Source organism: Dactylosporangium sp. NPDC048998, assembly GCF_043197855.1.
Classification (GTDB): domain Bacteria; phylum Actinomycetota; class Actinomycetes; order Mycobacteriales; family Micromonosporaceae; genus Dactylosporangium.
Window position 1 is genome coordinate 1 of the sequence record NZ_JBICTV010000073.1, and the last position, 12,318, is coordinate 12,318.

Sequence of the window (12,318 nt, forward strand, 5' to 3'; positions counted from 1 at the left end):
TCCAGTTGGGCGTAGACGGCGGCGGGTTCCCAGCCCGTGTCGGCGAAGACCGCGGCGTCGAACCGCGGGATCTCCCGACGGGCGGCCAGCAGCAGGCAGACCGAGCTTTGCACGCCGGCGCTTCTCTCGGGTGGTTGGGACTGTTGTAGTTGATGTTCTGGGGGGGGTCCCAGCGTGCTGAAGCAAGGGGCTTTCCTTTGGCTGAGGCCGGAAATGGAGAAGGCCCCGGCGTGTGCCGGGGCCTTCTTGGCGGGTGGATCTCGCGGGGTCGGGTTGAGGCGTCGGGGGTGCTGGAACGCGAAAGCGGCGGCACCCTGGGAGGGGTGCCGCCGCTTGTAACGGTGTACGTGGTGCTATGCAAAGCCAGGTACGCCAGACGTACGAAAGGTTGCAACGCTGGCTCGACGCCTCGACAGGCGGGCTCTGCAGCGGCCACCGGATCGTTGAGGGCGCCAGCCCGAACGAGGCGCCGTTCGGGGAGGATTCTACGGCGTGCCGGGAAGCCGGACCGTGACGAGGAGACCGCCGTTGGGGCTGGGGCCGAGGTCGAGGGTCCCGTGGTGGGCGCGGACGATGCTGTGCACGATGGCCAGGCCGAGGCCGGCGCCGGCGTGTTCGTCGGTGCGTACGCGTTCCGTTCCGCGCTTGAAGGGTTCGGTGAGGGTCGGTATCAGTTCCGGTGGGAGCTGGCGACCCGTGTTCGCGACCCGCAGCACGCTGGTGTCGCCGTGCGCCTCGGTGTGGACCGTTACGGTGCCGTCGGCGGGGTGGTTGTGGACGATGGCGTTCTGGACGAGGTTCGTCACCATCCGCAACAGCAGCTCGGCGGAGCCGCTGGTCCGGGCCGCCCCGCCGGTGACGTCCAGCGTGATCCGGCGCTGTTCGGCGAGGGGAAGCAGTGTTTCGACGGCTTCTTCGGCGGTGAGGGAGAGGTCGACGCTCTCGTGGGTGAAGTTTCTGCGGTCGCTGCGGCTGAGCAGCAGGAGGGCCTCGGTGAGGTCGATCGCCCGCGTATTGACAGCGTGCAGGCGTTCGATGAGTTCGTCCCGGCCCCGCGTGGGGTCTTTGCGGGCGACGTCGAGCAGCGTCCGCGAGATCGCCAGCGGGGTGCGCAGTTCGTGGGAGGCGTTCGCGGCGAACCTCTGCTGCTCGGCGACGTGGGACTCGAGTTGTTCGAGCATCGAGTCGAACGCGTCGGAGAGTTCACGGAATTCGTCCTGGCGGCCTTTCATGCGGATCCGGTGGGACAGCGACCCGTTTCCGGCTATCCGGGCCGCATCCGTGATCTGTTTGAGTGGTGCGAGCATCCGGCCGGCGAGGAGCCATCCTCCGACGAGGCCGAACGCAAGCAGGAATGCCAACACGGCGGCGGCCCTCGGAGCGAAAACGTGCAGGAGGCTGGATCGGACGGGAAAAACACCAACAGCGGGGATGTCACTGGAGCTGGGGAGGAGGAGCGCACGGTCGGGGACGTAACGCAGGAGGAACACCCACACCGTCGCGAGCAGCAGGACGCCGGCAAGCATGAGGAATCCGGCGTAGCTGAGGGTGAGTTTGACGCGAACGCTCAACCCCGGTTTCCTATCCACGCTCGCCTCCGGCCGCCGGTTGCGTGTCGATGCGGTAGCCGACGCCGGGCACGGTGGCGATGATCCATGGTTGGCCGAGCCGTTTGCGCAGTGCGGAGACGGTGATGCGTACGGCGTTGGTGAGGGGGTTGGTGTTCTCGTCCCAGGCCCGTTCCAGTAGCTCTTCGGCGCTGACGATGCCGCCCTCGGCGGCGATGAGGACTTCCAGCACGGCGAACTGTTTGCGGGTGAGTGCGACGTAGCGACCGTCGCGGAAGACCTCCCGGCGGAAGGGGTCGAGGCGCAGGCCCGCGATCTCGCGGACCGGGGGCCGGGCGTACGCGCGTCTGCGGTCGAGCGCCCTCAGCCGCAGGACGAGTTCCCGCAGCTCGAACGGTTTGGTGAGGTAGTCGTCGGCGCCGAGCTCGAACCCGGAAGCCTTGTCGTCGATCCGGTTGGCGGCGGTGAGCATGAGGATCGGGATGCCGCTGCCGGACGCGACGATGCGCCGGGCGACCTCGTCGCCGGAGGGGACGGGGATGTCGCGGTCGAGGACCGCGAGGTCGTAGGAGTTGACGCTGAGCAGTTCCAGGGCGGCGTCGCCGTCGCCGGCGATGTCGGCGGCGATCGCCTCCAGCCGCAGACCGTCACGGACGGCTTCGGCCAGGTAGGGCTCGTCCTCCACGATCAGCACGCGCATGCCGAAAGCCTATGATCGGTTTGCCTACTGGACACGCGACTCAGTCCGTCGAGGCCGACGCGGGGTGAGGCTGGGGTCCGACGGCACCTCCGCCGCATTGCGCCACCAGCGGCGTGACGCCAGCCCGGCCAGCAGAGCGCCGGCGGCGTTGACCAGTACGTCATCGACAGAGGACACCCGGTCCAGCCGGAAGACGTACTGTGCGGTTTCGATCAGGGCCGAGCAGCCCGCCCCGAGCGCCAGAATCCGCGGCACGGACCCCAGTGCCGCGAAACGCATCGGGGCGAAGAACCCCAGCGCCGCGAAGACGAGCAGGTTGCCGCCGATCCCGACCGGCCCCATCGTGATCAGGTCCCGCAGCGGGATCAGGCTTACCCGGCCGGGGACGATGCCGGCCCCCGGGCCCGGTTGCAGGGTCAGCCACACCATCGGCACCGTCCCGTAGACCATGCCCACCTCGGCCAGCGACATCCGCCACGCCGAGGTGACGCCCGCGGCGCGCCGGAGGCTCGCCAGAGCCCACACCAGCAGCGCAGGCAACGGCAGCCCGACCAGCATCATCAGCAGCGGACCGTTGAACGTGTCGTAGCAGCCGTGCCACCGCCCGGCCATGCACGCTGGAGCGGTCATCATGAGCGGCCGTCGCACGAGGACCGCGACGCCCGCCGCGCCCAGGATCGCCAGACTGACGAGCACGATCCTGCGCGTGCGGCGGGGTGGTGCGGACGGGGGTGCGCTGTGGTTCATGCCCTCATTAGACACGGAGGGCCGTTGCGGTGGCGTACGCAGTTTTGGATACGCTCGCGATACACGGAATCCTCGCCTACCCCTCAGCCACCCGCCCCGCCAGCGGCCGGGGCCCCGGTGATGGCCTGCGTCTCCTGCTCGAGGAGGTCCAGCAGGCTGTCGGTGTCGCGGTTGATGAGGGTGACTGCGACCCACCCGGTGTACGGGTAGATGCTCCAGTTGGCGCCGACACCGGGGTTTCCACCGGCACGCTGGTACTCCCACTGTCCGTTGACGATGTCGATCGCGAGCCCGTACGCACCGAACGACGCCGGCCCGTGGGGGATTTTGGCTCCGAGGAGCACGTCGGCCCAGGGCCGCTCGAGCAGCGTGCCGTCGCGAAGCGCGTTGGCGAACCGGACCAGATCCGGCGCGGTGGCGAAGCCGCCGTCCCCGGGGGCATCGATGAAGGCGCGGCCCGGGTTCTTGCCGAGTATGTACGGGTACGGGCTGCCCTGGTCCAGGTTGCGGAGGGCGTCCACCACGCTGCCGTTGGCCAGCTTCATGTACGGGTGCGCGATGTGCTTGTCGGTGAGCCACTGCGGCCGGGTGTAGAACGCCGAGCCGGTCATGCCGCAGCGCTTGAAGATGTTCTCCTGGACGTAGTCCCAGTACGTCGTGCCGGCCACGGCCTCCACGATCAGCGCGGAAATGGTGACCTCCGCCTCCGCGTGGGCGGTGTCGGGATTGCCCGGGACGCCCACCAGTTTCGCCTGCCGGGCCCGCTGCTCGTAGTACTCGTGCACCTCGTCCCGGCTCTGGAAGACGCGTTGCACGTTCTCATCCGGGCTGTCCAGCCCGGATGTGCCGGACAGCAGGTGGTGGATGTTGACCTGCTCGGCGATGTCGTTGGCGAAGCCGGTCAGGTGGGCGCCCACCGTGTCCGACAGCCGCAGCTTGCCCTGCTGGGCCAGCTGCAAGATGGCCACCGCGTGAAACGGCTTGCCCGCCGAACTGAGGCTGAACGCGGTGCCCTCGCGGTTGAGGATCCCCTTCTCCTGGTCGGCCATGCCGTAGCTGCGGGACAGCACCGTCCGGCCCCGGTGCGACAGCAGCACCACACCGGAGAACTTGCCCTCGGCGGCCAGCTGCGCCACGTACCGGTCGTAGGCGCCGCCGGGCAGGGTGTCCGGCGGGATCTGGTCGTGCCCGGACGAGGCGGTTGGGATCGAGTCGGCGTGGCCGAGCCCGGCGTTCACCAGAGGCGCGCCGGCCGCCACCACGCCGGCGGCCGCCAGTCCGCCCCATCTGAACAGCCGCCGCCGGTCGATGCCCTGTACCGAATCCGAGTCCATGATCACGGTCCTTTCCCAGTCGACAAACCTGGCGCTGACGGTGGTGCGCTGTGGTTCATGCCTCCACTGAAGACGGAAGACTGTTGCGGTGGCGTATACATTTTTCGATACGCCCACGAAACACGTTCCGGGAAGAACACTGATCGTCGTATGCCGTGGCGATCTCGCGTGCGACCTTGTCGTCGCTGTTGGCGAAGGGGCGTCGAGGCGGCGCTCAGGTGGGTCGGGATCGCGGGCGGAGGGGGTGGACGTTGCCGGGCTGTTCGGCGCGGAGCTGCTGAAGCTCGGCACTGAGGCGGTAGATGGCCTGGGCGTAGGCGTCGACGCGTTGCTGGAGTTCGCTGTTCTGGGTGCGCAGTCGCTCGTCGGTGACGGTGAGGTCGCTGATCTGGGCGGCGAGGCCTTGATAGGCGGCGGGGACGCCGTTGACAGCGGCTCGCCGGCGTTCGAACTCGGTTTTGAGGTCGGGGTGTTTGTGGGTGAGTACCCAGCGTTTGACGCCGGCTTCGGCGGCGAGTTGCAGGACGGTGAGGGCGCCGGTGGACCGTTCGGGCCGTCCGTCGAACAGTCGTTGCATGGCGGCGGTGATGGCGTGTCGTTCGGCGTCGCGGTGCGGGCTCATGCGCGGCCTCGGTCGTGGCGGGTGATGATCTCGGTGAGCCGGGCGAGTTCCCGGTGCTCGCGTTCGGCGCGTATCGGTGGTGCGAGTGGGTCGTCGACCAGGGTTTGCAGGTGCTGGGCGCGGTCGCGCAGTTCGGTGATGTCGCGGTCGGTGCGGGCGATGTTCGCGCAGGTCGGGCGGCAGTTGTCGAGGTCGGGGGTGTGCCGGAGGCCGCGTTCGTCGTGGGTCAGGCGGCAGGCGGCGCGGTGCGGGTCGAGGACGCAGGTCATGCCCTTGCCGGGGTGGATATGCAGGTCGGGGTCGGCCAGCAGGGTCGCGGCTTCGCGGTTGGTGCGCAGGACGCGCCCGGCGAAGCGGGTGGCGGCTTGGACGCGGTGGCGGTAGGTGCCGGCGGCCGGGCCGCTGATGTGTTCGCCGTGTTCGAGCCGGTCATGGGCTTCGGCAATGGTGTCGAGCTGGGCCAGCCACTGTTCGAAGGCGAGGTCGTCGGGGAAGCCGGAGGCGTAGCTGCCGGAGTAGCCGAGGGTCATGGTGACGTTGAGGTGCCCGTATTGGATCGCGACGGCGACCAGGCCGCGGGGTTTGCGGGCGATGAACCAGGCGAGGGTGCGGCGCAGCCGTGATGGGTGCAGGCTGGCGTGGTTGGGGTCGGCCGGGATGTGCTCGTCGCGGCCGGTGCGGTGGCAGTAGTCGTTGATCCAGTTGCAGAGCACGCCGATGTCCTTGGCGATGAGCTGGTCGTTGCGGGCTTGGCCTTGGCGGGTTTGCAACGGTGTCTCGGCGCGGCCGTTGATCTCCAGGGTGTTGGGGAATAGCAGGTCGCCGTCGTGGAGTCGTTCCAGCACGGCGATCGCGGTGGCGACGGGTGCGACCACGACCCACGGGTCCGGGCGGAGTGTGCCTTCGGCGAGGTGGTTGCCGTTGGCGTCGCGTGCGCCTTTGAAGTGTTTGCCGCGTAGGAAGGTCAGCCCGGTGCTGTGGTCGTGGTCGATGCAGCCGCGGCGCAGGTTGAGGGTTACTGGTGGAGAGTACTTATTCGAAGCGTGCGCTATTCCCGTGTGAGGGACCTGTCACGCCAACGTTAGGGCGGCGGTGATCATCTGTGGGGAAGCTGCGACGATCGGACCTGGTGACACTGCGTCGCGCGGCTGTGGTCTCTCCCTTTCCATGCCGAGATGAGGGTCATCGCCTGCCGCCGGAGTTGTAGCTTTCCCTGTCAAGTCTGCGCGTGTTGTTCGGCAGGCCTCGTCACATCGGCACCACTCCGCCGGGTGCCGCGAGGCAGCGGCCGTTGGTGAAGCGTGCGGCACCTCGTTGGTAGAACGGCCGCGGTTGAGCGACCGCAATCCGCTGGCATGATGGGTGCGATGCTCACCGCCCGACGTTTCCGCCACGACCACGTTTCAGCCTCGCTCGCCGCCCGCAACGACGACGAGCTGGCGGCCTTCCTCCACGCCGCGCCCGCCGGCGCTGTGGGCGTGGGCGGCGGCTCCTCGGTACTCGACATTGATGGCGTGCCGGTGTTCGCCAAGCAAATCCCGATCACCGATCGGGAACTGGCCCATCCACATAGCACGGCAAACCTGTACGACCTGCCGACCTACTGCCAGTACGGCATTCACCGCTTCGCCGGCCCGGGCTTCGGCGCTTGGCGCGAGCTGGCCGCGAACATGGTCATCACCGAGGGAGTCCTCGCCGGTGAGGCCGAGTCTTTCCCGTTGCTGTACCACTGGCGGGTGCTACCCGGCCGCCCACCTATCGCGTCTGAGCACCTCGACATCGCCGCCGTCGTCGCCCACTTCGGCGGCGCCCCGACCGTGCGCCTCCGGTTCGAGGAGCTGGCCGGCGCGGCTGCCAGCCTCGTGCTGTTCCACGAGTACGTCCCCTACCCTCTGCTCGACTGGCTGAACGACCCGATCGACAGGGCTGAGACGTTCGAGCGGCAGCTGCTTGAGATCGCGGCGTTCCTGCGCACCTGCGAGCTGCTGCACATGGACGGACACTTCGGCAACATGCGGGCCGACGGTGATCGGATCTACCTCGTCGATTTCGGGCTGGCCACATCGCCTCGGTTCGACCTGTCACCCCCCGAGCGCGACTTTGTCGCGCACCATGTCGGCCACGATGCCGACTACGCCGTGATGTGGCTGGTGAACTGGCTGGTCACCACGGTGTGCGGAGTGCCGGCGCCGGTCAACGGTGATTATGTCGCCCGCGACAGATACGTGCGCCGCTGCGCGAGCGGCGACATTCCACAAGGCGTCCCGGCGGCCGTGGCGGGAATCCTTGCCCGGCACGCCTCACGGCAGTGCGGATAAACGACTTCTGTCTGCGGCTGTACGGCGGCGACATCCACGCGGAGTATCCGGCGCACCAATGAGCACATGGGTGCACGACCGGCACGAGTACTATAACGACCTACCGATGGGAGGTGTCATTGGGAGCGTGCCCCACTTCCCTGCGCATTGCTCCTCCTTCTCTGCTCGTCGGCTCGGTCTGCGAGGTAGTCGGTCCAGTCACGACGTGCGTAGATCACCCAGCGGACCGCGGTGTTGACGTGCATGCCGAGTAGATCGGCGAGGATCGCCGCGGGTAGGTCGGCGGCAAGGGCGGCGAGGGCTCCGTTGCGGGCCGCGCGGACCGTGATTCCGTAACGGCTGAGCTTCTGGGTATGGCGTGCGGCGAGATCGGCCGGCCGGGGACCATGCCGGGGAACAGAAGGCGCGGTCCCTGGTCGTGGACCTGGCTGAGCAGCGGCCGGGGCTGGGGCTGTTCGGCCAGGCGTCTGAGAAGGTCGGCCAAGCGCGGAGGCAGTAGCACCGGTCGTTGTCCGGCCAGGAGGTAGGAGGGCCCACCCAAGGAGAGACGCCATGCGACACCACCACACCGCCAGGCGCCCGCGCGTCGCCACCTACATCCGCGCCCCCGCCAGGCCGGCCAACGACGACTCCGTGCAGGCGCAGGCCGAGCGCGTACGCGCCTATGCCGACTCCCTCGGCTGGCAACCCGTCGCCATCTTCGAACTGCCCGGCCCCGGCGCCGCCGTCCGCGCCGCAGGTGACCCGCCCTCGAGCGAACGGAGCCGTCATGCCACGACGCCGGCGCCCGACGTCGCGGACGCCCTCAGCGCCATCGGGCCAACGACGAAAACGCCCAGCCGGACGAGGCGCATCTGTCCAATTCACGCGCGGTTCGCGAGCGGAGATCCGCAGGTTACAGCATACGAACCGCTGCGTCACGGCCGTGACCTGAGGTGTCTTGCTTCCAATTGCTCGCGAACGCCGCACGCGTGCCGTCCAACTGATTCATCATCGTCGATGAAGATTCGCCGCACCATGGACGAGCGTCGACTCGCCGCACCTCCCGGACTCTGGTGGTCTACCTGGCTGGTCGTGCCCCATACTGCCTGATCTCAACGAAGCCGAGTCAGTCATCATCCCGGTCCGGACATGGCAATGTGGACGGTGCCAGGCCTGCTGGGGTACTTCCTGGCGCTGAGCCGCACCGTCGGGTTCCTCGTCGCCATGCTGCTGCTCCGCGACGGTGGATACCGCTTTCTGACCTCCAGGCGCAGCGGCTTGCGTCCGTCAGGCGACGCAGGAGGTGCGATCGCACCGCCCACCTCACAGCTCCGGGTACAACGGGTGAGTGCGGGCCAGGGTTGCCACGCGCTCCCGTAGCTCGGCGGCGACGCCTTCGTCGTACCCGGGCTTGAGGGCCGTCGCGATGATCTCGGCGACCTCCGCGAACGCCGTGCTCGCGAAGCCGCGGCTGGCCAGGGCCGGCGTACCGATGCGCAGTCCCGAGGTCACCATCGGCGGCCGGGGGTCGAACGGTACGGCGTTGCGGTTCACGGTGATGCCGATGTCGTGCAGGCGGTCCTCCGCCTGCTTCCCGTCGAGCTCCGACTCGCGCAGATCGACCAGCACCAGGTGAACGTCGGTGCCACCCGACACTACGGATACACCCGCAGCCGCGACATCGCGAACACTCAGCCGTTCCGCCAGGAGCCGAGCGCCCGCAAGGGTGCGCTCCTGGCGCTCGCGGAACGCCGGCTCAGCAGCGAGCTTGAACGCAACCGCCTTGGCCGCGATCACGTGCTCCAGCGGGCCGCCTTGCTGGCCAGGGAATACGGCGCTGTTGACCTTCTTCGCCACGTCCTCGCGGTTGGTCAGGATCACTCCGCCACGCGGGCCGCCGAGCGTCTTGTGCGTGGTCGTGGTGACCACGTCGGCGGCCGGTAGCGGGTTCGGGTGGAGCCCGGCGGCGACGAGTCCGGCGAAATGCGCCATGTCCACCATCAGGTACGCGCCGACCTGGTCCGCGATCCGCCGGAAGGCGGCGAAGTCCAGATGCCGTGGGTAGGCCGACCAGCCCGCGACGATGAGCCGTGGCCGGTGCTCCTCGGCGAGTCGCCGCACCTCGGCCATGTCGACGCGATTGTCCTGCGGGGACACGTGGTAGGCGACGACGTTGTAGAGCCTGCCGGAGAAGTTGATCCGCATGCCGTGGGTGAGGTGACCGCCGTGCGCCAGGTCCAGGCCCAGGATGGTGTCGCCCGGTTCGAGCAGAGCCATCATCGCGCCAGCGTTCGCCTGGGCGCCCGAGTGCGGCTGCACATTGGCGAACCCGGCACCGAACAAGCTTTTCACCCGCTCGATGGCGAGGCGTTCGGTCACGTCGACGTGCTCGCAGCCGCCGTAGTAGCGCCGGCCCGGGTAGCCTTCGGCGTACTTGTTGGTCAGAACGGAGCCCTGCGCCTCCATCACCGCAACCGGTGCGAAGTTCTCACTCGCGATCATCTCCAGCGTGCTCTGCTGACGACCCAGCTCGGCACGTACGGCGGTGTACACCTCGGGGTCGACGTCGGCGAGCCGACGATCCAGCACGGCCATGGTCAGGCTCCTTCGGTGAGACGTCGCCGAGCGCGTCGGCGGCGTGGGCGGTGATGTGTTCTCTTCTGCCAACGTCGGTCAGGCTTGGCGGCGGTAGAAGGGCAGCTGGACGACCGTGGCTTCCTGTCGGCTGCCCCGGATGTCGACGAACACCTCTGTGCCGGGTCCGCTCCGATCGGCCGGCAGGTAGGCCATCGCCACGGGGTGGCCGAGGGTGGGCGACAGGGCGCCCGAGGTGATCTCGCCGATGCGTTCGCCGGTGTCCGGGTCGAGGACGGCATAACCGGTGCGCGGAGCTCGGCGCCCGGTGGAGGTCAGCCCGACCAGGACGCGGGTCGGGCCCTCGTCGCGCCGGGCGGCCAGGGCCGCCTCGCCGACGAACCCGCCCGGCTTTCCGAACGCCACGACGCGGCCCAGTCCTGCCTCGAACGGCGTGGTGCGAACGGTGAGCTCCTGGCCGTACAACGGCATGCCGGCCTCGAGGCGCAACGTGTCACGGCAGGCCAGGCCGCACGGGACCAGCGCATGCTGAGCGCCCACCGCGCTGATCGCCCGCCAGAGGGCAGGGGCGTCCTCCGGGCGGCAGTAGACCTCGAAGCCGTCCTCGCCGGTGTAGCCGGTGCGCGCGAGGAGCACAGCGCGCCCCGCCAGCCGCGCCGGGTCGACCGCGTAGTACTTCAGCGAGGCGACGTCGACATCGGCGAGTTCGCCGATGATCGCGGCGGAGTTGGGGCCCTGGACCGCCAACAGCGCCCACTCGTTGGACGCGTCTCGGATCGTGGCGGCGTAGCCGTCGATCCGATCACGCAGGCAGGAGCACACGGTCACCGCGTTGCTGGCGTTGGCGACGATGAGATACCTGTCTTCGCCCAGACGGTAGACGACGAGGTCGTCGAGCACGCCGCCGGTCTCGTGGACCAGCATGGAGTAGCGGGCGCGGCCGACGGCGATCTTCGACGGCTCGCCGACCAGGGCGTGGTCGAGAGCCCGGCCCGCCTCCGGACCGGACAGCTCGATCTCGCCCATGTGGGTGAGATCGAAGATTCCGGCGCTGGTCCGGACGGCGTGGTGCTCGGCCAGTTCGGACGTGTAGCGCAACGGCATGGACCACCCGGCGAAGTCGGTGAACGATGCGCCCAGTTCCACGTGGATGTCGTGCAAGGGGGTCTTTTTCGACATGAGGATACCTCTCAGCTGGTGACCGCTCGGGTCACGACTCGTGCGACTCGATGGGTGGGCAGGGGCGACCAGATTCGGGTCGCCGTGCGCCTGGTCGACGGACCGATGCCAACCGAGTACAGGTCGAAGGCACTCAACACCATGGGTGTTCCTCATCTGACCGTCGGCCGTCCGCAACGCCGCCGGTCATCCGTTGTCCCCGGAGATGAGGGCGCGGTAGGCATCGGCGTCCAGCAGCGGCGGCAGGTCGCTGACGCGCACCTTGAACAGCCAGCCGGTGCCGAACGGATCGCTGTTGAGCAGTGCCGGGTCCGCGGTCACGTCGTCGTTGACCGCCACGACCTCGCCGGCGACCGGGGAGTAGAGGTCGCTGACCGACTTGGTCGACTCGATCTCGCCGCACACCGCGCCGGCAGAGACCGTGCTGCCGACCGCGGGCGGCTGGACGAAGACGATGTCGCCCAGAGCCTGGGCTGCGAAGTCGGTGATACCGACGGTCGCGATGTACTCGTCGGTGCGGAGCCACTCGTGATCGGTGGTGTAGTACAGGTCGGGCGGTACGCTCATCGATATCTCTCTTCGTCTGGATGCGGGCTGGTAATGTCACGAAGCGCCGCCGCGTCGATGGACGACATCGCCTGCTCGTCATCGGGCCCGGCGAGGTGATACCGCGAGAAACGGGTCCAAGGAGCTGTCCACGGGCGCAGACGGCCACGGCGTCAGGGCCGGGAATCCACCCGATGGATGGGCTGATCCGCGCTGTGCTGGGCTGTTCCGGGAAGGCCCGAGCGACCGGCTGAGCGGTCCTGTGTGTCGATGCGGCAGGGCACGGCGGGAGGCTCCTCTCGACCCAGACCGAGGTCTGGGTCAGGTCTGCCTCCCCGCTCTGTCATCTGTGCCTGAGAGCTTCACCGTCAGCTGGACGGTTTACACCTTCGGCGCGGGAAGTTCCCGACTTTCCAGAGTCGCCTGTCCGAGCGGTAACTGGGCCTGAGAGATTCTGGGGAGAAGTTACTCCTACGGCGGCCGGCGTCAGTGACGTCGGCACTCTCCCGCCCGGCATAAACGGCGAGTATTCACGTGTGTGGGCTGGGCCGAACGATAGCGGCTCGGTGGGCACCTGTCCACCATCGAGCGTTTTCCGGCATCCGTGCGCGGCAGCGGATGGCCCGGCACGCCTTAGAACCGGAACAGTGATGCTTGGAATCGGTAGGCGTCTCCGCGATAGAGTTGGCGGCCGACGTCGAAGCATTGGTCGTGCTGGTCGAAGGTC

General features: G+C 68.5%; 10 protein-coding genes and 2 riboswitches. Of the genes, 1 reads left to right on the forward strand and 9 read right to left on the reverse strand.

Annotated features, from left to right (window positions below; all coding sequences use genetic code 11):
* Positions 1–485: 485 nt before the first annotated feature.
* The 6 genes from ACGFI8_RS47330 to ACGFI8_RS47355 form a co-directional block, all read right to left on the reverse strand.
* Positions 486–1,571: a sensor histidine kinase gene (locus tag ACGFI8_RS47330; RefSeq protein ID WP_392815533.1), complete on the reverse strand. Its 1,086-nt coding sequence runs from the start codon at positions 1,569–1,571 to the stop codon at positions 486–488.
* Between the two features lie 10 nt (positions 1,572–1,581).
* Entirely contained in the window at positions 1,582–2,268 is a 687-nt protein-coding gene (locus ACGFI8_RS47335; RefSeq protein ID WP_392815535.1) for a response regulator transcription factor, read from the reverse strand.
* A 24-nt stretch (positions 2,269–2,292) separates the two neighbouring features.
* Positions 2,293–3,015: a VanZ family protein gene (locus tag ACGFI8_RS47340; RefSeq protein WP_392815538.1), complete on the reverse strand. Its 723-nt coding sequence runs from the start codon at positions 3,013–3,015 to the stop codon at positions 2,293–2,295.
* A gap of 83 nt (positions 3,016–3,098) precedes the next feature.
* A complete protein-coding gene (locus ACGFI8_RS47345; RefSeq protein ID WP_392815540.1) occupies positions 3,099–4,349 on the reverse strand; it encodes a serine hydrolase domain-containing protein in 1,251 nt (416 codons plus the stop codon).
* 214 nt (positions 4,350–4,563) lie between these two features.
* Positions 4,564–4,971 (reverse strand): hypothetical protein, encoded by a 408-nt coding sequence (locus ACGFI8_RS47350; protein WP_392815542.1) that lies wholly within the window; start codon positions 4,969–4,971, stop codon positions 4,564–4,566.
* Positions 4,968–5,846, reverse strand: coding sequence for a hypothetical protein (locus ACGFI8_RS47355; RefSeq protein WP_392815544.1), 879 nt, complete (start codon positions 5,844–5,846; stop codon positions 4,968–4,970). The genes ACGFI8_RS47350 and ACGFI8_RS47355 overlap by 4 nt, the downstream gene beginning before the upstream one ends.
* Positions 5,847–6,272: 426 nt before the next feature.
* On the opposite strand from ACGFI8_RS47355, the gene ACGFI8_RS47360 reads away from it, so the two are divergent.
* On the forward strand, positions 6,273–7,289 hold the full coding sequence (locus ACGFI8_RS47360; protein ID WP_392815546.1) for a serine/threonine protein phosphatase: 1,017 nt from the start codon (positions 6,273–6,275) through the stop codon (positions 7,287–7,289).
* A 1,305-nt stretch (positions 7,290–8,594) separates the two neighbouring features.
* Here the strand turns inward: ACGFI8_RS47360 and glyA are convergent.
* From glyA to gcvH, 3 genes are all read right to left on the reverse strand, one after another.
* Entirely contained in the window at positions 8,595–9,866 is a 1,272-nt protein-coding gene (gene glyA / locus ACGFI8_RS47365) for a serine hydroxymethyltransferase (protein WP_392815549.1), read from the reverse strand.
* 78 nt (positions 9,867–9,944) lie between these two features.
* Positions 9,945–11,045: a glycine cleavage system aminomethyltransferase GcvT gene (gene gcvT, locus ACGFI8_RS47370; protein ID WP_392815552.1), complete on the reverse strand. Its 1,101-nt coding sequence runs from the start codon at positions 11,043–11,045 to the stop codon at positions 9,945–9,947.
* 186 nt (positions 11,046–11,231) lie between these two features.
* Positions 11,232–11,612: a glycine cleavage system protein GcvH gene (gcvH, locus tag ACGFI8_RS47375; RefSeq protein ID WP_392815554.1), complete on the reverse strand. Its 381-nt coding sequence runs from the start codon at positions 11,610–11,612 to the stop codon at positions 11,232–11,234.
* Between the two features lie 309 nt (positions 11,613–11,921).
* Positions 11,922–12,013, reverse strand: a riboswitch (glycine riboswitch).
* Positions 12,014–12,110: riboswitch (glycine riboswitch) on the reverse strand.
* Positions 12,111–12,318 lie beyond the last annotated feature (208 nt).